At 68.2% G+C, this 24,484-nt stretch carries 17 protein-coding genes; 4 read left to right on the top strand and 13 right to left on the bottom strand.

Features of this window, described 5'->3' with window-relative positions:
* Positions 1-15: 15 nt before the first annotated feature.
* Entirely contained in the window at positions 16-2,532 is a 2,517-nt protein-coding gene (gene gyrA, locus IPK85_23795; protein ID MBK8250391.1) for a DNA gyrase subunit A, read from the bottom strand.
* A gap of 331 nt (positions 2,533-2,863) precedes the next feature.
* Here gyrA and IPK85_23790 point away from each other — a divergent pair, with 331 nt between their 5' ends.
* Positions 2,864-3,310, top strand: a complete 447-nt coding sequence (locus tag IPK85_23790) for a hypothetical protein (protein ID MBK8250390.1) — start codon at positions 2,864-2,866, stop codon at positions 3,308-3,310.
* 42 nt (positions 3,311-3,352) lie between these two features.
* Here the strand turns inward: IPK85_23790 and IPK85_23785 are convergent, their stop codons facing one another.
* A complete protein-coding gene (locus IPK85_23785) occupies positions 3,353-5,020 on the bottom strand; it encodes a protein kinase (protein MBK8250389.1) in 1,668 nt (555 codons plus the stop codon).
* 94 nt (positions 5,021-5,114) lie between these two features.
* Here IPK85_23785 and IPK85_23780 point away from each other — a divergent pair, with 94 nt between their 5' ends.
* A complete protein-coding gene (locus tag IPK85_23780; GenBank protein MBK8250388.1) occupies positions 5,115-5,825 on the top strand; it encodes a hypothetical protein in 711 nt (236 codons plus the stop codon).
* A gap of 29 nt (positions 5,826-5,854) precedes the next feature.
* On the opposite strand, the gene IPK85_23775 is transcribed toward IPK85_23780, so the two are convergent.
* From IPK85_23775 to IPK85_23760, 4 genes are all read right to left on the bottom strand, one after another.
* Positions 5,855-8,740 (bottom strand): Ig-like domain-containing protein, encoded by a 2,886-nt coding sequence (locus tag IPK85_23775; protein MBK8250387.1) that lies wholly within the window; start codon positions 8,738-8,740, stop codon positions 5,855-5,857.
* The gene (locus IPK85_23770; protein MBK8250386.1) at positions 8,740-9,957 is read right to left on the bottom strand and encodes a hypothetical protein; all 1,218 of its coding nucleotides are present in this window, start codon (positions 9,955-9,957) and stop codon (positions 8,740-8,742) included. The genes IPK85_23775 and IPK85_23770 overlap by 1 nt, the downstream gene beginning before the upstream one ends.
* Positions 9,954-10,934 carry a hypothetical protein gene (locus tag IPK85_23765; GenBank protein MBK8250385.1) on the bottom strand — a complete coding sequence of 327 codons (981 nt, stop codon included), beginning with the start codon at positions 10,932-10,934 and terminating at the stop codon, positions 9,954-9,956. The genes IPK85_23770 and IPK85_23765 overlap by 4 nt, the downstream gene beginning before the upstream one ends.
* Positions 10,935-11,088: 154 nt before the next feature.
* Complete coding sequence (locus IPK85_23760; protein MBK8250384.1) at positions 11,089-12,327, bottom strand: DUF1015 domain-containing protein; 1,239 nt, start codon at positions 12,325-12,327, stop codon at positions 11,089-11,091.
* A gap of 163 nt (positions 12,328-12,490) precedes the next feature.
* Between IPK85_23760 and IPK85_23755 the strand changes: the two genes are divergently transcribed.
* Positions 12,491-13,618 (top strand): aminotransferase class I/II-fold pyridoxal phosphate-dependent enzyme, encoded by a 1,128-nt coding sequence (locus IPK85_23755; protein MBK8250383.1) that lies wholly within the window; start codon positions 12,491-12,493, stop codon positions 13,616-13,618.
* A gap of 45 nt (positions 13,619-13,663) precedes the next feature.
* A complete protein-coding gene (locus IPK85_23750) occupies positions 13,664-15,211 on the top strand; it encodes a CoA-acylating methylmalonate-semialdehyde dehydrogenase (protein MBK8250382.1) in 1,548 nt (515 codons plus the stop codon).
* Between the two features lies 1 nt (position 15,212).
* Here the strand turns inward: IPK85_23750 and IPK85_23745 are convergent, their stop codons facing one another.
* From IPK85_23745 to IPK85_23715, 7 genes are all read right to left on the bottom strand, one after another.
* On the bottom strand, positions 15,213-15,716 hold the full coding sequence (locus IPK85_23745) for a hypothetical protein (protein ID MBK8250381.1): 504 nt from the start codon (positions 15,714-15,716) through the stop codon (positions 15,213-15,215).
* 110 nt (positions 15,717-15,826) lie between these two features.
* A complete protein-coding gene (locus IPK85_23740; GenBank protein MBK8250380.1) occupies positions 15,827-17,353 on the bottom strand; it encodes a hypothetical protein in 1,527 nt (508 codons plus the stop codon).
* The gene (locus IPK85_23735; GenBank protein MBK8250379.1) at positions 17,350-19,260 is read right to left on the bottom strand and encodes an NAD(P)-binding protein; all 1,911 of its coding nucleotides are present in this window, start codon (positions 19,258-19,260) and stop codon (positions 17,350-17,352) included. Before IPK85_23735 ends, IPK85_23740 begins: the two co-directional genes overlap by 4 nt.
* A 110-nt stretch (positions 19,261-19,370) precedes the next feature.
* Entirely contained in the window at positions 19,371-20,576 is a 1,206-nt protein-coding gene (locus IPK85_23730) for a P1 family peptidase (protein ID MBK8250378.1), read from the bottom strand.
* A 163-nt stretch (positions 20,577-20,739) separates the two neighbouring features.
* Positions 20,740-22,071 (bottom strand): aspartate aminotransferase family protein, encoded by a 1,332-nt coding sequence (locus tag IPK85_23725; GenBank protein MBK8250377.1) that lies wholly within the window; start codon positions 22,069-22,071, stop codon positions 20,740-20,742.
* A gap of 147 nt (positions 22,072-22,218) precedes the next feature.
* Positions 22,219-23,016, bottom strand: a complete 798-nt coding sequence (locus tag IPK85_23720) for a hypothetical protein (protein MBK8250376.1) — start codon at positions 23,014-23,016, stop codon at positions 22,219-22,221.
* A 361-nt stretch (positions 23,017-23,377) separates the two neighbouring features.
* Complete coding sequence (locus IPK85_23715; GenBank protein MBK8250375.1) at positions 23,378-24,427, bottom strand: zinc-binding dehydrogenase; 1,050 nt, start codon at positions 24,425-24,427, stop codon at positions 23,378-23,380.
* Between the last annotated feature and the right edge of the window lie 57 nt (positions 24,428-24,484).

The following is a 24,484-nucleotide window of genomic DNA, read 5'->3' as shown; positions in this document are numbered from 1 at the left end:
TGCCGCCTCGCCGAACTACTCCGCAGTCCCCGCACCATCGTCCGCGGTGGTCACCCCATCCACGTCGTCCCCTTCCTTCTCTTCCTCCGGCACCACGCGCGCCACGGCGGTGACCGTATCCGTCCCGTCGAGGTTCACCAGCCGTACCCCCTGGGTGTTGCGCCCGGCGACCCGCACCTGCGACACGGGGGACCGGATGATCATCCCGCTCTTGGTGATGATCATGATCTCGTCCTCGGCGAGCACTTCCATCAGGGTCACGACGTTGCCGGTTTTTTCCGTCCGGTTGACCGTGATGATCCCCTTGCCGCCGCGCTTCTGCACGCGGTAGTCGGCGATGTTGGTGCACTTGCCGAGACCCTTCTCGGTGACCACCAGCAGGGTCGCCTCACGCTTGACGACCACCATGCCGACCACGCGATCGTCCGGGGCCAGCTCGATCCCCTTCACGCCGGTCGTGTCGCGTCCCATCTCGCGCACATCGCTCTCGTGGAACCGCACCGACATGCCGTGCCAGGTGGCCAGCACGATGTCGTTGGTGCCGTGCGTGATCTGCACGTCCATCAACTCGTCGCCTGCTTCGACCTTGACCGCCTTGATCCCGGTCGTGCGCGGGTTGGAGTATTCGGAGAGGGCCGTCTTCTTGACCGTGCCACCCTTGGTGCAGAAGAGGAGGAACTGGTCGGCCGGGAAGTCGCGCACAAAGACCATCGCGCGGATCTTGGTGTCCTCGGACACGTTGATCAGGTTGACGATCGGCTTGCCCTTGGTGGCGCGCCCGGCCTGCGGGATCTCGTAGACCTTGAGCCAGTAGCAGCGCCCATCGTCGGTGAAGACCAGGATGTAGTCGTGGGTGCTTCCGACGTACATGCGCTCGATGAAGTCCTCGTCGCGCAACTCAGCCCCGGTGAGGCCCTTGCCCCCACGGCGCTGCTTCTTGTACGTGGAGATCGAGGTGCGCTTGATGTAACCACCGTGGGACACGGTGACCACCATGTCTTCCTCGGCGATCAGGTCCTCGATCGTGAACTCACCCTCGTCGCTCGTGATTTCGGTGCGCCGGTCGTCGCCGTAGGTCTCGGCGACCTGGAGCAGTTCGTCCTTCATCAGGGCCAGTCGCTGCGCCTTGGACTCCAGCAGGGTGCGGAGCGCCTTGATGGTCCCGCGCACTTCCTTGAGTTCTTCCTCGAGCTTGGAGATCTCCAGGCCCGTGAGCCGGGCGAGGCGCATGTTGAGAATGGCCTGCGCCTGCCGCTCGGACAGCTTGAACTGCTTCTGCAGCTGGTTGCTGGCCGACTCCGTATCCTTCGCGCCCCGAATGATCTTGATGACCGCATCGATGTTGTCGACCGCGATCTTGAGCCCCTCGAGGATGTGCTCGTGCTCGAGCGCCTTGTCCAGGTCATGCTGCGTGCGCCGGACGATGACCTCGTGCCGGTGCGCGATGTAGTGCTGCAGGCACTCCTTGAGCGGCATCACCTTGGGGACCAGCTGCTTCGTCTGGGCATCCGGCACGAGGGCCAGCATGATCACACCAAACGACGACTGCATCTGCGTGTGCTTGTAGAGCTGGTTCAGCACCACCCGCGGGATCGCGTCCCGCCGCAGCTCGATCACGATCCGCATCCCATCGCGGTCCGACTCGTTCCGCAGCGCCGTGATCCCCTCGATCTTCTTCTCCTTCACCAGGTCGACGATCTCCTCCATGATGCGCGTCGGGTTGACCTGGTACGGCACCTCCGTGACGACGATCTGGGACTTGTTCGAGGACTCCTTCTCCTCAATGATCGCACGCGCGCGCATGACGATCTTGCCGCGACCCGTCTCCTGGTAGTCCTTGATCCCCGCGCGCCCGTAGATGTACCCGCCGGTCGGAAAGTCCGGCCCCGTCACGTGGGTCCGCAGTTCGTCCACCGTGATGTCCGGGTTGTCGATCAGGGCGATGGTCGCCGCGATCACTTCCCGCATGTTGTGCGGCGGGATGTTGGTCGCCATGCCGACGGCGATCCCCGACGACCCATTCACCAGCAGGTTGGGGAAGGCGGCCGGGAGGACCTTCGGCTCGGTCAGGCGATCATCAAAATTGGGCGCAACGTCGACGGTGTTCTTGTCGATGTCGTTCAGCAACTCGATCGCCATCGTGGTGAGCTTGGCCTCGGTGTACCGATAGGCGGCCGCCGGATCCCCTTCCACCGAACCAAAATTCCCCTGCCCGTCCACGAGGGGATATCGCAAGGAAAACTCCTGGACCATACGCACCAAGGCGTCATACACGGCGCTGTCGCCGTGCGGGTGGTACTTGCCGAGCACCTCACCCACCACCGTCGCTGACTTCTTGTAGGGCCGCCCCGGCGTGAGCCCCAGATCGTTCATGGCGAACAGGATGCGGCGGTGCACGGGCTTGAGCCCGTCCCGCACATCCGGCAGCGCGCGTGACACGATCACGCTCATCGAATAGTTGATGAACGATTCCTTGATCTCTTCGTCGATCAGGCGCGGCAGAATGCGCTCGCGCTGGTTGGGAGCGGTCATGGACCCGGGGTTGTCGGGGAGTTTCTGGCGGTTGCTACTGGCGCGGCAATATACCCGAACCCCAGCCGAAACTCCAGCCTGCGGCGTGCCTGCAAAGTGCGAAGCTGCAATGACTTACGCCCGCTCCATGCAATCGTCGCACCTCAAAGGATCAAGACGGAACACCTCCGCCTCATTCCGTTCCAGTGGCGTGGTCCATCGCGTTGCAGGCGGGCCCGACAGTGAAATTGCCTAACATTATGTGGGACAACGACTTGCCTAACCGTGGGACGATCGGCACGGGCCCTGCCACTGGCGTTTGCGTACACCAACCCACTTCACGGAGCCACCAATGTCCCGCATTGCCGCCGCCAGCCTCGTTTTCGCCACCCTCGTCGCCTGTTCCACGGAAACCCGCGCGCCGCTCGAACCCTCCACGGATCTCGCCGTTTCAGGAGGAAGCAGCATCGCCGCCGCCACCGCGCGCGTCCGCTGCGAAGTCCGCACCGGACGTCGGTCGAAGATCTCCGTGGACGGTAACAACCTCGCCATCGGAGGCTCCTACTCCGCGCGCGTACGCTCCGGGGCCAACACGGCCGCCTCCCCTGCGGCCGCCGCCGTCGGCGACGAGGCCGAGTTCGACTTTGACAGCAATCCCGCGGACATCGCGCAGGGCGCGACCGCGATCGCTCGCACCTTCATCACGGTCCAGGCCTCGGGCCCGGACGTCATGGCGGACATCCTCAGCGCCTCGGGCGTGGTGGTGGCGAGCGGCGCTGCAGATTGCCGCGTTCGTTAGGCGCGTAGTGTTCCCGGCGAGGGCAACTGCCCTCGCCGGGATTCACCGCACACACGCCAATACTGGCGAGTCAAACAGGTTGGTGACCATCGCGCGCTGTGCCGCGGTCGCTGCCAATCGCTCGGCATTCCGCAAGGCAGTACACGCGCGCGTCGATGGCGACCCGGCCTGGCCGTGCGCATTGACGAGGGCCAGGTAGGTCCAGGTACTGTCGGTGGCGTTCGCCATCCGCGGCAGCAGGCGTTCGAGCGCCGGAATGGCCGCACGCGCCTCGGCCTCACCACTGGCGTCGTCGCGAAGGACCTCCTGCAACGAATCACGCTCCGCGAGCGCGCCCGGATCGGTTTCCAGCGCCGTGGTATTCGTCGCCGTCGTCTGTGAACCCGTCGGCGGTGTCAGTGGTGACGCGGCTGGGGACGCCAGCTGCGGTGTGGGTGCGGCGCCGTCCGGTCCAACGGGCCTGCGCTGCGGCACGTTCGGTTGGATCGCCGTATCACTGGCCTGAGCCGGGGTTTCGGTGACGAGACCTGGCGCGGCAGTCGGCGCCTCGGGGCGTCGTGTCGCGATGTAGCCGACGATCGCCAACAGGACGACCGCCACCCCCACCACCAGGGCGCGTGACCGGCTGTCGCCGGCCGGCGTAGAGGCCGGCGTCGGCGGTGGAGCCATGGGCACGCCCGCCGGCGTCGCTCTCGACGTGGGGACCGCAACACTCGATGACGGCGTCACCGCCCGCGTATTGAGGGGCGTCCGGCCTCGCAATACCGCTTCGCCCGTCCATGCCTCCACGGCGGCAACCACCGCCTCACCGAACTCCAGGGCGCTCGCCGTACGGTTCCCGGGGTCGCGGTCCAGGGCACGGTCAAACACGGCTTGCAGCTCCGCCGGCCACGCCTGGCCGGGCAGGGCCTCCGCCAGCGGCCGCGGCGCCTCCATCATGCGCGCCGCCATCGCTCGCTCCGGCGTCGCGGCGACAAATGGCAGGGTCCCGGTCAGGGCGTTGTAGGCCACCAACGCCAGGGCATACACATCGCTGCGCGCGTCCAGCTCCTCGCCCAGGAACTGTTCAGGGCTCATGAACTCCGGCGTCCCGACGATCATGCCCGTCCGCGTGAGGCGGGTGCGCGATCCGCTGTCAGCCGCCTTCGCGATCCCGAAGTCCACGACCTTGCACCGATCCGCGCCGGATTCATCGGTGACCACCATGATGTTGTCGGGCTTGAGGTCGCGATGCACGATCCCGATGCGGTGCGCCGCATCCAGCCCCTCCGCCACCTGATAGGTGATGCGCGCGGCGCGCACCGGGGACAGGCGTCCCACGTCGCTGATCAGGGCGTGCAGGCTCCGCCCTGGCACATACTCCATCGCCAGGTAGACCGAGCCCTCTCGCGTTTCACCGAAGTCAAACACGCGCGCCACCCGATCGTTCTCAATGCGCGCCGCATTCGCGGCCTCGCGATTGAAGCGCGCGACGGCCTCGGGATCGGCGATCATCCCCGGGTGCAACACCTTGATCGCCGCTTGCTGCGGCAGGCGCACGTGCCGCGCCAGGTACACGCGCCCCATCCCGCCCTCGCCAAGCAGCCGCTCCACGAGGTAGCGATCCGCGACCACGCTGCCGACCAGGTCGTTGCCACCATTCTCCAAGATGAGAGTGGCCCCATCTGCGGCGCAGAACACGCTCGCATCGGGATAGGTGACAGAGCACACGGGACACACCTTGGCCATGATATTGCTATTGACGAGTTCGCCTTGGACACGCGAGGTTGCGTGTCCCGCACCACACCTCCCTCCGCATCCGCCCATGCTTCGCGCCCGGACCTTCCTCGCGCTTGCGAGCCTGACCCTCGGAGCCGCCCACGCCGCTGCCCAATCGCCGGCGAGCGACCGACGCCCGACGCTCGCCGTCCTGTACCTGACCAACGGCGCACTGGTCGAACATGACGCCTACGCCCCGTTGAGCAAGGGGATGGCCGAGATGCTCATCACCGAACTCGCCCAGAACACGGGAGTGCGCGTGGTGGAGCGTGACCGCCTGCAGACGCTCATCGAAGAGCAGAACCTGCAGGCGTCCGACCGCGTCGACCAAGCGACGGCGGTGAAGCTGGGGAAGACGCTGGGCGCGCGGCACATGCTCATGGGCGCGTTTGTCATCGACCCAAAGCAGAACATGCGCATTGACGTGCGGGCCGTGAACACCGAGACCTCCGCGATCGACTACGTGGAGACGGTCAGCGGCAAGGCCGATCGGCTCCTTGAGCTCGTCATCCAGCTCGGACAGAAGCTCAACGCCGGGCTCAAGCTCCCGGAGCTGAAGGTCGCCAGCGCCACCGCTCCCGCGGCGAAGAACCCCAACCAGCTCAAGGCACTCATGGCGCTCAGCCGGGCCCTGGAGGCCGAGGACCGCAACAACGTCGCCGAGGCCAAGACCCAGTATCGCAACGCCCTCGCCCTGAATCCCGACTTCGACCGGGCCAAGGCCCGGCTGGCGTCGATCGAGCGCGTGACACAGTAAGCCGCCGCACATCGGTTCGCGCCGGTGGCTCAGGGAACCGGCGCGAATCGCGCGGTGATGCGTTGGGGCTCCAGGATGGGGGTGACACAGGTGGCGCCAACCGTCGCGCGGCAACCACCGACCCAGCCCTGCAGCTGCGAGTTGGCGTCCGGCTGCGCCGCAATCGTGAGGGATGCACCGGGCAGCACGTAGCCCACGCAACTCCCGGACACCACGCCACCGGCCAGGGTGCACGTCAGCCCCAGGGCGCTGAGCGATCCACCACCGGTCCCGCCGGGCAACAACTCGACCCGCAGCCCGGGTTCGAACCGTGGGGCTACCTGGACGTCACCGGTGACCCGAATGGTGCATGGCGTTCCCAGGACGCACGCCCCACCCAGTGACGCGAGCACGCTTCCCACCGCTGGAGTATTGACCAGCTGAAGGGTCGTGCCCCACGCGATGGACATCTGGCACGGCGCCGGCGACGTGCCGGGCACGAGGGTACAGGCCGCGGTTCCATTGACCGTCGTGACGCCCCCGCCCGCCCCGGACGGGGTCGTCGTCAGCGTGAAGCGACGCAGGGCGATGCGAGACCTCACACCACGGGGCGCATCCACGTTCAGCTGGCAGGTGGTGGCCAGACAATCGCCGACGAACCCCTGGAACACACTCGACGCCGCCGGGGCCACCGTCACCGTCACCACCGCGCCCACGTTCACCAGGATGTCACACGTCGGTGACGCGCCCCCGAGCACCTGGACGCACGCCGGCTGGCCATTCACGAGGAGCGTTCCCTCCCCGTCGCCCACCCCGCTGAGGGTCAGCGGCACCTGCCGTGGGACGAAGGTCGCCGTCACCTGGCGTGCGGCCACGAGGCGGGTCGTGCAGGTCGTCGCGGTCAGTGGCTGACACTCGCCGCTCCACCCGGCGAAGGCGGACCGGGCGTCCGCGACAGCCTGCAGTGTGACGTTTGTCCCCCAGGGTTCCGATGCCGCGCAGACCCCGCTCACGCGCCCGCCGACCGCCAGGGTGCACGCGAGCGCGGCCGCCGAGGCCGTCACCTGGCCCGCGCCCTTCCCGCCCACGGACAGGACCAGCCGCTGTTCATCGTGGAATCGGGGACGAACAACCGTTCGCCCGTCCGCCAGGCGTGCGACGCAACGGTGGTTCGCCGGGATCGCACAGCCACTCTCCCACCCACCAAACGTCTGTCGCCGCGGCGTGCCGGCGACCATCGCCTCCAGCTGGGCACTGTCCGCGCTGATCATCACTCGGCAGGTCCCGGCCACCGCGTTGCCCTTCACCACGCAATCGAGGCCGCCCGGACCCATCACGCGCCCCTCGCCATCTCCACCACCGGGTTCCACGACCAACTCGCGGCCAGCCGCGAACGCGGCACGCGCGGAGAGCGCGCGATCTGCGATGACGTCACAGGTCGACGCGTCACCGGCCGCCGCGCAGGCCCCACTCCAACTGACAAAGCGCGAGCCGGCCACCGGCACGGCACGCAGCGTGATCGCGGTGCCATGCGCCACACTCACGCGACAGTTCCCCGTTAGGGTGGCCGCGCTGCCGGCACAGCTCACCCCGTGTCCGTCTACACGGCCGCTGCCATCGCCGTCCAATTGGACCGACACGACGCGCGGCGCGTGGAAGCCCAGGCGGAGCGTGACGTCATCCGCCGCGACATCGAGTTCGCAGGTCGCGCTGCCGGCCGTGCGACACGCACCACCCCAGGCGGCGAACCGCGACTCTGCGTCCGCAGTGGTCGCGACCGCCGCGACCGCGCGGACCGTGAGGCGCTCACCCTCAGCAACGGTCACGGTGCAGGTCCCCTGCGCGTCTCGGCCATCAATCCGGCAATCGAGCCCGCCGCCGACCGCACTCCCGCGCCCATCCCCATCGCCGACCACGGCGACGCGACGAAGCGCCACGAAGCCGGCGGTCACGACGCGGGGAGCGTCCACGACCAACTGGCAGGTTGCGGCCGCGCCGTCGCAGGACGCGCCCCATGCCGCGAATCGACTCCCCGACTCGGAGGATGCCTGCAGCCGGACCATCGAATCGGCGGCAAACAATGCCGAACAGCTGCCCCGTCCGACACCTCCGCCCAGGACACAGTCAAGTCCGGCGGGCGTTGACACGATGCGCCCGACCCCAGCGCCAAGGCCTGGTCGGACCACCACTTCCACCGGTGGACGCGCCACCCGCAGTGCCACGTGCCGCGACACCGCGCCATGAGTCGCCGTGATTTGTGCGGTGCCGGCGGCAAGGGCGGTCACCGTCCCCGCGCTGTCGACCGTGGCCACGGCAGGGGCGTCCGAGCTCCAGCTGACCACCCGCCCCGTCACGGCGACTCCGGCGCGATCACGGATCGTTGCACGCAGCGCCACCGGGCTACCCACGATCGACGACAACGCCGCGCCGTCGGGGAGCAGGCCCAAGGGACCGCGGACCTCCACCGCGTCGATCTCGAACAGAGAGACCGGCTCCGGCACCTGCGCCGTGGCTCCCGGCTGGAGCAACAGAGGACCGATGAGCTGGCGATCCACGGTGGCGCCGTCCACCATCAGGGCGACCGCCAGCGTGACCTGACAGCCCTTCCCGTCCGGACCGGTGCGACGCTGTGCGTCGGCCAAACAGGCCCCGAGGTCGACCGCCAATGGCACGGCCTGCTCAGCGGCATTTGTCAACGCCACGGTACGCTCCAGGAGGCGCCCGGTGGTGCCGTCCGTGCGCAGGTACCGGCCGACCACGCCCAGCTCAACGGTCGTCGTCGCGCTCGTCGCCGGCAGAGACGCGAACATTGCCACCCGCGCCGGCAGCGCGGACGCTTCCCGACCGGGCGTCAACGCGTCGTCGAGTCCCTCACATCCCATGAGGACCAACGGCGCCAACAGCCACGTCCGCCACCTGCCTGTCCGTATACGCATCAGAAGCGTCCCTGGAGAACCAGGCCACTGGTGAACCCACGAAACGAACGGGAAGGCAACACGCCGCCCCGAGTGCCCAGCACGCCGACCTGGCCGCGCACGTAAGGCTGCACTGCCACGGGCCCAATGCCCGAGCGGAACCCGACCGTGACGTCGCCGGCACGAACCGCGCGCGTGGCCAGGCCGAGGTCTGTGGCGAGGCCGCCATGCATCCGGGCGGCTGCACCAAGGACCACATCCGTTCCCGGCCGGAGCGGACGCGCCGCCCGCAGGCCCGTCTCGACGTAGCGCCCGCTCGAGCCTCCCACGGTGATGCCATCACGTGCATATCGCGCGCGCCACAAGGCCGAGGAATACATCACCACCTCACGCCAGCGCGGCGCCCCAAGCTGGAGTTGCGCATCAGCGGTCAAGACCGGCCCGAGCTGCACGGTCGCGAGAGAGGCTGCTCCCGCACCGGCGCCATCGACCGCGCCACGCAACCGATCTTCTCGGAACAGGTCCGCCGCCACGCCGAGGTTGAGCCGATGCGCTCCCACCAAACGCTCAGCGGCCATCGACGTCCGGACCACGCTCCCCGGACGAAAGTCCGCGGCATCCGTCCCGGCGGTCAGTGCTGCGATCGGTTGATACCGTCCTCGGTGCTCGAACGACCCACCGAATGCCACGGTCCATGGGCCGACCGCCCGGGACGCCACCACCCCGACGATGCCGCTAGGCCCAGTGCCGACCGGGGTGCTGCCTAACGCCAACGCCGGGGCGACCAGCACGCGCAGCGCGCTGTATTCGCCGTCACTGAGGGTGGTGCGCCCGGTGGGCGCGTTCACGCCGACGGTGGCGACCAGCCCATCAAACAGGAACCGGCCGGTCGCCCGCAGCCGGACATCGCTCGTACCGCGCAGGGTGATCGCACCCGCCGCGCCGGTTCGCGCGTCGTGGAACGACACGCGACCGACCGCATGGAGGGCCGTTACGTCGAGCCGCCATCCCGCGCCTAACGAGCTGGCGACCGCGACCGGGATGATCAGCTGCGTGGCGCCGCGCACCCGCACCGAGTCCCGACCGGCAAAGCCGAACTGCTCGATCCCCGGGCCGCCGAATCGCACAACATCGACGGCCACCCCCAGCCCCGCGGCATGCCGGGTCACCAGGCGCGACTGCGCTGCGGCCACGCCACCCCAGGACAACAGGCACACCACCGCCCGCGCGCGGTTCATGGGCGCCGCACGGTGATGACCACCGTGACCGTGGTCCCCGGGAACGCGGGATCGCCCACCCCTCCCAACGGACGGGTCTGCGAGGTGATGTGGTCAATCGGACGGTTCAGGCGATCGACCACAGAAATCACGGGCGCCTCGACGCCACGAATCCCCGGTAACAGGGTCGCCGTGCCGGCAACGGCGGTCGCCCGCCCCAGGGCAGCGCTCGCCCGGGCCGCCGCCGGCCCAAAGAGGGGATCGGTGCGCCGCGCCGCCCCGAACTCCGACGCAGCCGATGTCCAGTCGCCGCGAATCTCGGCCGCGACCCCACGGCCGTACGCATACAGTGCCTCGAGACTTCGCGTCGCGTGCACGGACACCTGGGCACGCTCGGCAGGGGTGAGCACCACCCCCAGCGCATCGAACAGCTGGAACGCCAGCGCCTTTTCGGCGGCGAGCACGTCGGCAACCGACGCGCGCGCATCAATTGCCGATGACACCATCCCGGTCGCGACCGTGGCCACGCGCACCGCCACCCGGAACTCCCCGCCAGGCAACGAATCGATACCGCCGAGCAGCAGCCGCTCGGCCCCGACGAGCTGGCCGACGCGCGGAGCGGTCAGCGAGTCCACCTGACCACTCTTGACCAGGTCCAGCTCGCGGAGGACCTCACCGAGGCGCCCCCGTTCCACAACCGTGAGCTGGCGGCTCCGCGCCAGGTCGGTCGCGAGCAGGTCGGCCAGTGCGAAGGCCAGCGCCGACGTGGCTCCGGTCTCGCGCACAGAGACAAACGGCGGTATGCCTATCGCCCCAGTGCGCACGCCACTCGCCCGTTCGCGCGCCACGAGGGCGCTGGCGGCCGTGTCCGTCGCCACCACACTCGGGCGCGGCCGCACACACGCCGAGCTGACGACCAGGCACAACACGCCGACGGCGAGACGCGGAATGGGTGACACCGGGGGGAAGATCACGTGACGGTCCACGCGGGAAGGCACGGGCGCGAGGGGAATTTGACCGCGACCGCAGAGGCAGGAAACTCGCCGTTCGATCGTGGGTCGTCAATGAAGCGGACCGGGGGGTCCGCATCCTCCTACGCGCAATCTCCGCGCCTCGCAGCTCACACGGCGTCCGCGCCGCCTTAACGCCGGATTAAAGCAATGCCATCACGAGGCCAATGCGGATCTTCGGGATGAACCAGGTGGACTTTGGCGGCATCAACTGGTTCTGGCGGCAGATGCGCACGAATTGCGTCATCGTGACCGGTGGCAAGGTCACGGCAATGCCATGGCGCCCGGCGTCGACTTCGGCCTGCAACCACCGCTCGTCACGATTCGCGCCGACGTAGGTGATGCGATCGTCCCGCGCATCGGTGATGCCCAGGGCCGTGGCAAACAGGTGCTGCTGGACGATGTCGGCGTCGATGTCCTGGGCGGCATCGGCGGGATCGAACGTCCCGGGCCGCGGACGCAGGCGTAGCCAACGGGCACCGTCGTACAGCCCGATGTCGTGCGTGTGCGTCGGTTGCCAGGGACCGACCACGGGTGCGGCTTCGACCTCGAAGGTCGTTTCCAGGGTCGCCCGGAGCTGGTCGCGGGAGAGACCGCCCGTGTCCACGAGCCGGTTGTACGGCGCGATCGTCATCGTCCGCGCGGGAAAGAACACCGTCAGGAAGTGCTCATACCCCAACATGGCCGCAGCGGCGCTCCGGTGGTTCCCATCCGCCACGTAGGCCTGCGGTTCCCGGGCCAGGAGTTGCTGGAAGCCCTGGATGGTTGCGGGATCCTGCACGATCCACACGCGATGCCGGTTGCCTTCCTCGTCACGCGTCTCGAATGACACCGGGTGGTTCCGCGCGTGCACGTCGAGGGCGGAGTAGAAGTCTCCGCGCTCATCGTCCACCGCGTTGTTCACCATCCCCATGTCGGCGCGCGTCGCCGCCGTCAGCTCGGCACGCCCTCGAGCCTTGGACTCCCGGACCCCCTCGTTGCGAATGATGCTGCCCGAGGGGTTGTCCGGAGTCCGGATCTCATTGGTCCGCCCCATTCCCCCGAGCCCGATCTGCCGTATGGACGGGTCGCTCGGCACCGTGATCTCGTAGACCCACAGGATGTTGGTGAGGGTCCGCGTGATCGGGTCGCGCGCCAGCGCCTGAAGGTTTTCGCCGGCGCGCGCCAGGGTCTCGGGGGCGTGCTCGTCCAGCAGCGCATCGCGGGTCGGGACGTCGCACTGCGGCATCGTGACCCGGAGGACGGATTTGGGTTGCCGCTGCAGGATATCCCATGCTTCACCATCGCTCTGGAACTCGTCGTAGTTGAGGGCGGAGATGGCGGCAGCGGCGGCGGAATCCACCGGCACAAGGGCGCGCGCGACGGGATCGATCGTAGGCACGGGAGTAGTCGGAGGGTCGGAGAACAGGCGGGGTCCTGGCATGTTGCCGGGACAGGTCGAGCGAGGCGAAACATGCACACCCGGCGACGGCGCCGCCTCCCCGGCCCTCGCCACCGGGCGCTTCCGAGACCTATCTTCTCGCATCCCTCCGCCGGAGCCCCAAATGCCGCAGTCCCGACGTGCGTTCCTCGGTACCGCTGTTGCCGGAAGTGCCTCGCTCATCCCCATGTTGCAGGCGCGGGGGATGGAGGCGGGCAGCTGGGTCGCTCCCGGATTCGACGCGAACGGTGTCATCAGGCTCAACAGCAACGAGAATCCACACGGCCCGGCGCGGGCAGCGGTCCAAGCCATCACGGGCGCCTTTGGCGACGCGAACCGGTACACGCAGTCCAACGATGCAGCGCTCCGCACCGCCGTTGCGCGCCGCCATGGCGTGAAGGAAGAGAACGTCCTGCTGGGCGCGGGCTCAGGCGAGACCTTGCGCATCTGCACCGAGGCACTGACGTCGAATACGGCGCACCTCGTCGCAGCGGCACCGACCTTTGAGCAACCCGCGGCCCACATGGCTCGGCTCGGCCGCCAAACCATGGCGCCGGCAGTGGACGCGATGTTGCGGCTGGACCTGGGCGCCATGGCCGCCGCCGCTCCCGGCGCCGGACTCGTGTTCCTGTGCAATCCGAATAACCCGACCGGAAGCGCCTACCCGCTGAGCGACGTCCTCGCCTTCATCAAGGATGTCCACCGCCGCGCCCCGAACGCTTCCATCCTGGTCGACGAAGCCTACTTCGAGTACTGCGACCTCCCCGGGTACGACACGGCGATCCCTGCCGCACTCGACGATCCGCGCATCATCGTCGCCCGTACCTTCTCCAAGGTGTTCGGCTTGGCCGGCATGCGCGTGGGGTACGGCATCGCGCACGCCAGCACGATCAAGCGGCTCGAGCCGTGGCGGCTCCAGAACAGTGTGAGTGCCCTGTCATCCGCGGCGGCCATGGCTTCGTGCGAGCTTACCGGCCACATCAAGGAACAGCAGCGGATGAACGGCGAGGCCCGGAGCCTGGCCCTCAAGACGCTCAACGACGCCGGGTTCAAGGCGCTCCCGACGTACACGAACTTCATCATGGCCGACATCCGCCGCGACGCCAAGTCGTTCCAGGATGCGTGCGCCAAGGAGGGCGTGGCGATCGGACGTCCCTTCCCCCCGCTGAATACCCACGCCCGCATCTCCATTGGTACGATGGACGAGATGCGCCGTGCACTTCCTGTGATCACGGGCCTCCTCAAGGCGTAAGCCTGGCGGAGCGCCTTCCCTCCGCTCCCTGGAGCCGCGCAGTTCATGACGACGGTACTTCCCGCAGCTGACCCGACCGCGTCGAACGACGACGCGGTGCCCTTCATTCATCACTTCATCGGGGGACAGCGCACGCTGCAGCATGTCGAGCGCTGGGGACCGGTGTTCGATCCCTCGACGGGCATGGTGTCCGGAGCGACGCCGCTCGCCACGCCCGAGGATGTGGATGCGGCGGTGCAGGACGCCCATCGCGCCTTTGCGGCCTGGAGCGCCACCCCGGCCCTGCGCCGCGCCCGCGTCATGTTCCGCTTCAAGCAGCTGATCGAGGAGCACACCGACGAACTCGCGCGCCTGATCGCGTGCGAGCATGGCAAGGTGGTCGCCGATGCCCGCGGCGAGGTCCAGCGCGGGCTCGAGGTGGTCGAGTTCTGCTGCGGCATTCCGCACCTGCTCAAGGGGGAATTCAGCGAGAACGTCGGGACCGGGATCGACTCGTATTCGCTCCGGCAGCCGCTGGGGGTTTGTGTCGGGATCACGCCGTTCAACTTCCCGGTGATGGTCCCGCTCTGGATGCTCGCCCCGGCCATTGCCTGCGGGAACACCTTTGTCCTCAAGCCGTCGGAAAAGGACCCGTCAAGCACGGTCCGGTTGGCCGAGTTGCTGGTGGAGGCTGGTGCCCCCCCTGGCGTACTGAACGTGGTCCACGGGGACAAGGTCGCCGTGGATGCGCTGCTGTCCCACCCGACCGTTCAGGCGGTGAGTTTCGTGGGGTCGACGCCGATTGCACGGTACATCTATGAGACGTGCGCGCAGCACGGCAAGCGCGTACAGGCGATGGGCGGTGCGAAGAACCACCTCCTCGTGATGCCGGACGCCGACCTCGAGCAAGCGGTGGACGGCCTCATCGGCGCGGCGTATGGCTCCGCCGGCGAGCGCTGCATGGCCATCAGCGTGGCAGTGGCGGTCGGCGAGGCAACCGCCAACGCCCTCGTCGCGCGCCTGGCCGAACGCGTCCGCGGGATCCGGATGGGCAATTCGTTAGGCGATGGCGTCGAGATGGGCCCGCTCGTCACCGCCGCCCACCGGGACAAGGTGGCCGGATATGTGGAGCAGGGCCTCGCCGAAGGGGCCACCCTGGTGGTCGACGGCCGCGGGCAACGCGTCACGGGACACGAAGAGGGGTTTTTCCTCGGCGGATGCCTGTTCGACCATGTCACGCCGGCGATGCGCATCTACCAGGAGGAGATCTTCGGCCCCGTCCTCTGCGTCGTGCGCGCGTCCACCTTTGAGGAGGCGCTGGCCCTCGCCGATAGCCACCCCTTCGGCAACGGGGTCAGCCTCTACACGAGAGACGGCGATACCGCACGCGAGTTCGTCAGCCGGGTCCAGGTGGGTATGGTGGGCGTCAACGTCCCGATTCCCGTCCCCCTCGCCTTCTATTCTTTTGGCGGGTGGAAGCAGTCAGCCTTTGGCGACATGAACCAGCACGGGATGGAGGGCGTTCGCTTCTTCACGAAACAGAAGACCGTGACCTCCCGGTGGCCCACCGGGATTCGCGTGGGGAGCGAATTCGTGATGCCGGTAATGAAGTAGTTCAGGGGATGGCCAGGCGGATCCCGAGCGGGATCCGCTGCTCTGGCACCCCGGGTCCCGGATTGACGGTCCCGGTCGAACTGCCCCCGTACTCCACGGCCACAAGCACGGCGGCAATCGCGCCAATGCCCAGCCCCGCGACGGTGAGCGCGGTCCGCCGCCGATTGAGTTCGCGTCGCTCGACCAGGCGAAGGTCCGCACGCAGCAGGGGGACGTCCGAATAAAAGGTCCGCGTGCGCACGTTGGCTTCCATCACCGTCGACTCAACACCAATCACGGCACTGTCCGTGGTGAGCCGAACGAACTTCCCGGTGAGCGACTCGCGACGCGGCCCCGCCGGATTCTCCTGCCGGAGTCGATCCTGCGCCACGGCCGTCAGGTGCACCTTGACGGGGGTGCCAGGGGCAACCTGCGCCAACTCGACGGGAACGTTGCGGTAGCAGGCGGTCGTGGCGAACAGCAACGCCACCACGACGCGAGGAACCAGGGACAGCGGGACACGCATGGACGGGTCGGGAAGAGGCCGCAGGAAACGGGGGCACCCGGAATGTGCCGGCCACCAAACGGTGGGGCAAGGCATGTGGACAAGCCGCTTCGCCTAACGAATGCTCCTTGTCACGGCGAGGGGCAGTATCGCTCGGGGGTAGCCCAGTCGATCATCTCCCACGACCCGGGTGCGGGGATACGCTCCGGATCCAGCCGGTAAGCGAGATACCCCTCGTTCTCCCACAGTGGCACCGCCCACTGCGGATGTCGCACCCCCAGGCGGGCGACCTGCTGCGACACACAGCCCGCGTGCGGCGGCTTGGGCAGGACGATGTGCGTGATGCGCTGCGACGCCAGGAGCTCGATGTGCCCGTCCGTGGTTCGGTCTGCGATCCCCATCGCCGGGACGCCCGTCTCCAGTGTGACCACGCGCGGGTTATGGAAGGCAAGGCGCATCGGAGCCTGCGAGTCGGCGCCCGCCACCCAAGCGAGCATCTCGCGCCCGGCGGAGTCGCCGAGGAGGGAGTGCGGCGGCCGCTGGCCCCACCCGCGCGCGAGGCTCCCGGCCAAAATGACGAGCACCACCGCCGCGGTGGCGACCGACGGCCGCGGAACACGCACCGCGCGCACGACGGAATCCAACCCCATCACAAACGCCAGCCCGATCACGGGGTACACCGGCCAGTAGTAGCGCGTATTCGCGACGGGCGAGAGCGCCAGCATCGCGCCGTACGCCAGCAGGGCGACCCCCAGAAACGAGCGCCGCCAGCGCCACGCCAGCATGCCCATCCCACCGGCCACCAGGAGCATCGCGCCAAGGTGGTACAAATCGTTAGGCATGTCACCGGGCAACGGATACCCCAGCACCTCAAAACAGGCGAAACGGAGGGCATCCCACGCCAGGGTCCATCGCTGCGACCACACCGTGAAGGTGACGCCCAGCAGGTCCCGATACGGATTGCGCCCCAGGCCAAGTGCGAGGGCGACCGCCCCGGCGGCCCCCCACACAGCGAGCGGGCCCCACGGACGACCGCGCCACCGGCCCCAGGTCATGACCCCAAACACGGCCAGCGCCGGAATGAGGACCACACCGGGGGCACGATAGGCCATCGCGGCCCCACCAACCAGCGACAGGAGAAGCACCCGCGACGGTGCCCAGGCCGTCGCCTGGTCCACCATCGCCACAAACAGCCAGAACCATACGCAAAACCCGGGATCGGAGAGCGGGACGAGCAAGCCACCCGAACTCTCCATCCCAAAGGCCGCGAGCCCGACGGCGAGCGCACGCTGCCACACCGGGATCTCCCTGGACATGGCCCGGGACACCGCCGCGGCCAGGAGCAGGACGAAGCACACGTTGAGCAGCCGGAACACCGCGGGATCACGACCGAAGGCCGCGATGACGGGAACCAGCGTCAAGGGAAACCCCGGGGGATAGGCGGGTGGCCCCACCCCCCAGACGCCCGGATCATACAGGTACCCGATATCCGTGTACGGCCGGCCATCAAGCAGGGCGAGCGCGTGGGACACGTACTGGGCGTGATCGCCAAGCAGGACGTCCGGGTGCCAACCCCAGTGACGCGCCGTCAGCAGCACGTACGGCAGGAGGGCTAGCGTCCAGCAGACGGTCGCCCTCCGCGCACGGCCGGTGGTCACCCCGCCCCCGGTCGCGATGGGCCTCCGCGTCGACCGGGCCCCGTCAGCTCGCTCGCCGCACGCCACGCCTGGTCAATTGCTGCGTCGGTGTAGGCATAGGCGGCCGCGTCTGCATTCGCGATGGCAATGCGGCCACGGGTCACCCGCGCCAGTTCATGCGGCGCCTGTCCGGGCGCCCACGCCGGATCGTAGAGCGAGTTGTACTCATACGTGTACCCGTGCGACCAGCGATTCACCGTGATCCCCGCGATATCCCGCGCCGGGTCGAATCCACCCGGTCCGAGCACTCGGGCGAGTTGGTCGCGCACCTGGGCCTCGTACGTGACGAACGGCGTCGCCAGTAACTCGGTGCGGCCCACCCGATGCTGGTCGCGCGCCGGCAACCCGGGTTGGTTGGGCGTCCGGAGGATATGCAGGACGACCGGCTCCTCCGGGCCCCGGGCGAAACGATAGCTCCCCATGCTCACGGGAAAGTCGACGCTGACCCCGCTCCAGTACATCCCGGGACAGCGCACACTGTGCACGCCTTGCCGCGCGAGAGAGGTCCAGTTCCGGATGGCGACATTGGTGTAGACGAGCGGCACCTTCACCTGGTACTTCATCGCCTGCTGCTGCTCGCGTGGGATCTCGGGACACAGGTGGGGGATGGTCCCATGCCAGCAGGCCAGGACACACGCGCCCGCGTTCACCCGCGCGGCCCGGCCGTCGCGTACGTAGGTGACCTCGACATCGCCGGCATGGTTGGGTCGCAGGTGGCGCACGCGCACCGCCGTGGCGCGCAGCCGGATCCGAACGGCATTCCTCGCGTTGTCGAGCGCCGCATATCGCGCGCGGGCCAGGACGATGTCGTCCATCGTCCGGCCGTCGAGCACACCGGGCACCAATCGGCGGACCAGGAGCCGCGCGATGCTCGCGTTGCCGTCGGGGAAATGGAAGATGTACGGTTCTTCGTCGCCGCCCGCCGCGGACAGCCCCTGGCCGGGACCAGCCACGTCATCGAGGCCGAGCCCGGAAAAACCGGCGAAACCCAACCCCCGACAATCACCCGCCGGCACCGCGTCGATCCCCACGCCGTACAGGTCATGGGTGCTGTTCTGCAACATCGCCACGACGTCGGCGCCCACCCGCACGTGCTGCAGCAACCAGTCCTTGTAGCTCGTTTTCGCCAGGAGCTGGAGCTTGGCCTCCCGGGTGCGGCCGGCGAGGTAGTCCTTCCGTTCGGTGTGGAGCCGCAGCAGGTCGCGCCGCGCCTGGGCACTGAGCGGCGCCTTCGCCAGGAAGGCCCGATCCCCGTTGCCTCGCGGCCGCGGCACCAGCACGTCGCGGCCAAACGATTCCTTGCTGAAGAACACGCCAGGCGTAAGCTTGAGCCGCGTGAAGTACTCGCGGTCGTAGTGGCGATAAAACGCCTGCGTGTCGATGGCCAGCGCCTTCAGCAGCGCCTTCGCCTCGGCGGAATAGCCGGCGGGTCCATCAATCGATTGCGTCCCGCCGTACCCGAGCAACAACCGGCCGTCGACGGCAAACTCGTTGCGGCGGGCGTGCCCGCCGAAGTCATCGTGGTTGTCGAGGATCAGGATCTTCGCCCGTGGTCCGGCCTGCTCGCGAAAGAAGTGCGCCGCACTCAGGCCGGAGATGCCAGCGCCGACCACCACCAGGTCATACCGCCCATCCACCGGCGTGGCCCGACCGAACGCGTCCGCCGTCGCCCCATCCCGCAGGCGATGGGCCGCCTCGAACGCGCCATCGTGGCTCCCACGCAAGCCGGTCCGCGCGGGCGGATAGTCCTCCCCAGCCTGCCCCAGCAAGCCGGCCCGGAGCAGCTCCGGCGGCGTCAGGGCGCCTAACGCGCCGAGGCCGATCGCGACACCGTTCAGGAAGTCACGACGCGTGACCGCCTCGTCCATCCCCAGGTCCTGCGCCTCATCCCCGTTCCCCATAGAGCCTCCGCGTCAATTGCGCTGATGTCCTGGCCATGCGTACCCGCGCCCCGTCCTCCGCGCCCACACCTCACCCCTCAGGGCAGGCGCCCATACTTGCGCATGGCGGCGAGCAGCCGGTCCTGCGGCAAGGCATAAATCCGCAGGTCGTTGGCGCCGGTCATCGTCTCGGCGGCCAGCAGGGCATTAGTGATTGCCGCTTCCGTCGCCCACGCCGTCAGCTGGAACAGCGGGGAGATGATCGCGTTGCTCAGCATCTTTACACTCGCCGAGTCAGGCGTCATGGCCGTGCGGGGGTTCGCCGTCGAGAACGCTAAAAAGATGTCGCCGGACCCGTTTCCCCCAAAGCCACCTTGCCGGCCCAGCCCGACCGCAACTCGCTTGACGACCCGCTGGAGCTGGTGCGGCATCAGCGGCGCGTCCGTCGCCACGACCACGATGATCGAGCCCTGCTCGCGATTGGGATCGCTGGCCGCGTCGTCCCCTCCGCTCGTCCCGCACTTGGGCACCCCGCGCATCTCCGCCGGCACGGCGCCGGGCCCGGCATGGCAGGACTGGAGGTCCGTGATTTCCTCCCCCACCGGGACCCCGGCAATACGCAGGTCGCGTCGGCTTCCGTAGTTGCACTGCACCAGCACCCCGACGGTGTACCCGCCCTGACTCGCGGGCAAGACGCGCGACGCGGTGCCGATCCCGCCCTTGAACCCGTGACACCGCATCCCCGTCCCGCCGCCAACGGCTCCCTCCAGCACGCGACCGCCCGTCGCGCCATCGAGCGCGGCCTTGACGTGATCCGGCGTCACGTGAAAGCCGTTGATGTCGTTCAGGCCGCCGTCGTACGTCTCGGCCACCACGGGCAGCCCCCACGGCTGCAGCCCCGGCTTACCGACCTGCCACATCAGGATCGCGTCGCGCACGATCCCGACCGAATGCGTGTTGGTGATGCCGATCGGGCCCTCAAGGATGCCCCCCTCCTGCAGCCAGGTGGTCCCGGTCATCTCCCCGTTGCCGTTGAGCGTGAACCACGCTCCAAAGACGGGATCCGCGCTCGTCTTGCCGCGCGGATGTACGACCGTGACTCCCGTGCGCACCGGGCCTTTCCCAACCACCAGCGGTCCGCTCCCCGAGATTAAGGTGGTGTGGCCCACCTCGACACCGGCGACGTCAGTGATGGCGTTCAGTCGCCCGGGGGTCCCGCCAATGGGCAACTTGAGGTCGTGCTCGCGCGGCTTCTGGGCGGCCACGGTGAGCGGCAGGACGAACAACAGGAAGGAGCGGCGCATGCGAGGGGCGTCAGGGGACCCCACAAGCTGACGATGTCGCGGCGTCGCGCAACCACCCACCCATGCGGAGCCGCCCTCACAAACCGACGCGATGCGTCGGGCTCCACGTCACCGCCCCCACCAGCCGTGCCGCGGCACCGCCGGCAGGGGGGGCGGGTTCGACCTAGTCGACCGAGCGAATCGCGGTGCGAATCCCGTCCACGATCCGGTCGATCTGCGGCTTCTCGATGATGAGCGGCGGAGACAGCGCGATGATGTCCCCGGTCACGCGAATCAGCAGGCCGTTCCGGAAGCAATTCACATGAATGTCCATCGCCCGCGCTCCAAGCTTGCCGTCGCGCGTGGCCAGCTCGATGCCGGCGACCAGCCCCACGTTGCGGATGTCGACGATGTGGGGTTCGCCCTTGAGCGAGTGGATGGCATCCTGCCAGTACGGCGCCAGTTCCGCCGCCCGCTCGAACAACCCTTCGTCCCGATACAGGTCCAGTGTGGCCAGGGCCGCCGCGCACGCCAGCGGATGTCCCGAGTATGTGTACCCGTGGAAAAACTCGATCCCGCCTTCCGCGGCATTCACCACGCTCTCGTAGATCCCGTTGCGAACGAACACCGCCCCCATCGGGACGGCCGCATTGGTGATCCCCTTGGCCACCGTCATGATGTCCGGCGTCACCCCAAAATACGTGCTGCCGAATGCCGACCCGAGCCGTCCAAACCCCGTAATGACCTCGTCAAAGATCAACAGGATGCCGTGCGCCGAGCAGATCTCGCGCAACTTCTCCAGGTAGCCCCGAGGCGGCACCAGGACGCCGGCCGACCCCGCCACCGGCTCCACGATCACGGCAGCAATCGTGTCACCGCCGTACGTCGCCACCATCGTTTCCAATGCATCAGCCAAATGGGCACCGTGTACTGGCTGCCCGCGGCTGAAGAAGTTCTCGGCGATGCCATGCGTCTGCGGAAGATGTGCATCCGTGTGCGGCATCAGGTGCGACGCAAACGCCTTCTTGTTGTTTTCGAGCCCGCCGACGGAGATGCCGCCGAATCCCACGCCATGGTACCCGCGCACGCGGCCAACGAGGCGCCGGCGCTGCGGTTCGCCCCGCGATTGGTGGTACGCGAGCGCAATCTTCAGGGCCGTGTCGACTGCCTCGGACCCCGAATTGCCGAAGAACACGTGGTCGAGGTCGCCGGGCGTCATGGCAGCCAGCCGCGTCGCCAGCTGGAATTGCAGCGGGTGCCCCATGTTGAAGCCTGGGGCATAGTCCAATGTTGCCGCCGCCTTTTGGACCGCTGTGACAATCGGCTCGCGGCAGTGTCCCGCGTTGACGCACCACAACCCGGCCGTTCCGTCCAGGATCTCGTTCCCATCCACGTCCGTGTAGTACATCCCGTGGGCCTTGGCGAGCAGGCGCGGGGCTCGCTTGAACGCCCGGTTCGCCGTAAACGGCATCCAGAGTTCCTCAAGCGACAGGTCGGCGGGGGCGAGAGTGGCCATGGGAGAGAATCAGGTGAAAGGCAGACGGCAGACGGCAGACGGCAGACGGCAGACGGCAGACGGCAGACGGCAGACGGCAGACGGCAGACGCGAATCGGGAGCGTAACACCAACGCGCCATGACGCAAGGCACGGCGCCATCGGCAGGTCAGTCGGTGGTCTTCACCTCGGCACCCTTCGCCACCGCCGCCGCGCGTGCCTGCGCCTCCGCATCATCGGCCACATCCTCGGCGTCCAGCTCAGCCTCCTCCTCCTGCTCCCGCTCAGCCGTCTCGCGCTCGATGGCGTCACGCTCCGCGCGATAGCGCGAGTACCACTCGCGCGTCACCTCGCCGGCCAACTCGCGATTCCCCAGCCCGAACGCCAGCGCCATGGCCAGCGCAATCGCGCCAAAGAGGATGGCGAACGCAGTCGTCACGATGTCCGTCGCGATTCCCAGCTCCTGGAGCGCCATGAAGATCGCCAACACGACGACCCCGCCCCGTCCAACACGCGCCAGGGTCGGGCCGCCCTGGACGGCCCCCGCGGAGGCCATGATCAGGCCACCGGTGAACCGACCGAGCACGATCCCTACGATCAGGATCACGACCGCGGACATCAGGCTGGGGATGTAGCCCACAAGCTCGGCGAACACGCCCGCCAGCGACTCCATGCCTAACGCGTTGGCCGCCACCATGATCACCGCAAACATCACGAACCAGAACAGCAGCTTGCCCACAACGCGCGTCGGGTTGAAGTGCGAGCCCGAACGCTCCACGGCCTCCAGCACCCCACCCCGCGCCAACAGGCTGTTCAGGCGCACCCGGCGCAGCAGCCGCTCGGCGCCACGCTCCACGAGTTTCGCCAGCAGGTATCCCGCGAACAGGATGACCAGGGCGCCAGCCAGCGCCGGGACGATGTCCCCAAGCTGGGCAAAGCTCTCCTGCAGTCGGTCGAAGAAGGTCACGATGGGCGGGTGTGGAGGCAGAAAGGCAATCTAGCGTCCTCACGTTCGCGTGCCGCGCTCAGCATCGAAGATCACGCTGTTCCGGCAGGAGGGACACAGCAACCAGGTCCGACGGCGCGCGTATCCAAGGCCGAAGGAACCGCCACCGATGGCGCGTTCCCGCATCGGGAGCGCGCAACGCGGGCAGGCCGCTGTCCCGGCCTCGGCGCGGGCCCGGCGAACGGCCTGCTCCTCCTCGGTGGTATACGGACGCTCGGTCGTCACTGACACCACCACGCCACGCCGAGGGTCCGGTTGGTCGCACAACGCCAGGAACGGGCGGCATCCGACCTTGCGGTGTTGAGAGCCCGCCACGCCCTGGTCACCCGGGGGTTCCTCCCCGGACGTCTACCACCACCTTGCCAAACTGCTGCCCGGACGCGAGTCGCTCAAATGCACGGCGTCCCTCTGCCAGCGGAATCACGGAGTCCACGATGGGCCGCAGTCGCCCCGCGGAGAATTCCGCAGCAACGGCCGCAAATTCACGCGCCGTCCCCATCGTCGACCCCAGGATCGTCCACTGGTTCCAGAACAGCCGCCGCACGTCGGTCTCCACCATCGGTCCCGATGTGCCCCCGCAGGTCACCAGTCGCCCCCGCTTGCCGAGCGCGCCTAACGATTGTTTCCAGGTCGCCTGGCCCACGCTGTCGACCACGACATCCACACCGCGCTTGCCCGTCCGCGCGCGGATCTCGCGACCGACGTCACCCCGCGAGTGGTTGATCACCTCGTCTGCGCCCAGTGCACGTGCGCGATCGAGCTTGTCGTCGCTGCTCGACGTCACCCAAACCCGCGCGCCAATCCCCTTGCAGATCTGCAGGGCCTGCTGCGCCACCCCGCCCCCGATCCCCCAAATCAGCACCGCATCGCCCGCACGGACCTGCGCCCGGGTCATGACCATGCGCCAGGCCGTCAGCGTGGCCAGCGGCAGCGCGGCCGCTTCCGTGAACAGCACGTGGTCAGGGATCCGGGCCACGTTGCGCCCCGGCACCACGACGTAGTCCGCCAACGTGCCGGGATGGTGTTCACCGAGAATGCCGTAGCTGAGGCAGAGGGGATCCGCTTCGTCCCGGCAGTATTCGCACGTCCCACAGGACATCCCGGGATTGAGCATCACGCGGTCTCCCGGCGTTACGCCCGCCGCGGGACCGGCGGCCTCCACCACCCCGGCCCCATCCGACCCCATGACCCAGGGAGGGGTCATGGTGATGTGCGGCAATCCCCCCAACATGAACAGGTCCAGATGGTTGAGTGCGGCCGCATGCACGCGCACCAGGACATCGTCGGGACGGCGCAGCTCCGGCGGCGCGAGATCCTCGCGGTAGACCAGCTGTTCGGCCCCACCGTGGGCGGAGATGGTTAGCGCTCGCATGCCTCGGGGTGCGGGTTATATTCTTCGGGCCGCAACTCATGACACCACCATGAGTTG

The sequence above is a fragment of the Gemmatimonadota bacterium genome, from assembly GCA_016712265.1.
Classification (GTDB): Bacteria; Gemmatimonadota; Gemmatimonadetes; order Gemmatimonadales; family Gemmatimonadaceae; genus RBC101.
Note: the sequence above shows the minus strand (reverse complement) of the source record. Positions and strands in the feature narration are given on the sequence as shown.

Coding starts and splice junctions, on each gene's coding strand:
- gyrA (MBK8250391.1), bottom strand. CDS start 2,532: ATGACCGCTCCCAACCAGCGCGAGCGCATTCTGCCGCGCCTGATCGAC.
- IPK85_23790 (MBK8250390.1), top strand. CDS start 2,864: ATGTCCCGCATTGCCGCCGCCAGCCTCGTTTTCGCCACCCTCGTCGCC.
- IPK85_23780 (MBK8250388.1), top strand. CDS start 5,115: ATGCTTCGCGCCCGGACCTTCCTCGCGCTTGCGAGCCTGACCCTCGGA.
- IPK85_23775 (MBK8250387.1), bottom strand. CDS start 8,740: ATGCGTATACGGACAGGCAGGTGGCGGACGTGGCTGTTGGCGCCGTTG.
- IPK85_23770 (MBK8250386.1), bottom strand. CDS start 9,957: ATGAACCGCGCGCGGGCGGTGGTGTGCCTGTTGTCCTGGGGTGGCGTG.
- IPK85_23755 (MBK8250383.1), top strand. CDS start 12,491: ATGCCGCAGTCCCGACGTGCGTTCCTCGGTACCGCTGTTGCCGGAAGT.
- IPK85_23750 (MBK8250382.1), top strand. CDS start 13,664: ATGACGACGGTACTTCCCGCAGCTGACCCGACCGCGTCGAACGACGAC.
- IPK85_23745 (MBK8250381.1), bottom strand. CDS start 15,716: ATGCGTGTCCCGCTGTCCCTGGTTCCTCGCGTCGTGGTGGCGTTGCTG.
- IPK85_23735 (MBK8250379.1), bottom strand. CDS start 19,260: ATGGACGAGGCGGTCACGCGTCGTGACTTCCTGAACGGTGTCGCGATC.
- IPK85_23730 (MBK8250378.1), bottom strand. CDS start 20,576: ATGCGCCGCTCCTTCCTGTTGTTCGTCCTGCCGCTCACCGTGGCCGCC.
- IPK85_23725 (MBK8250377.1), bottom strand. CDS start 22,071: ATGGCCACTCTCGCCCCCGCCGACCTGTCGCTTGAGGAACTCTGGATG.
- IPK85_23715 (MBK8250375.1), bottom strand. CDS start 24,427: ATGCGAGCGCTAACCATCTCCGCCCACGGTGGGGCCGAACAGCTGGTC.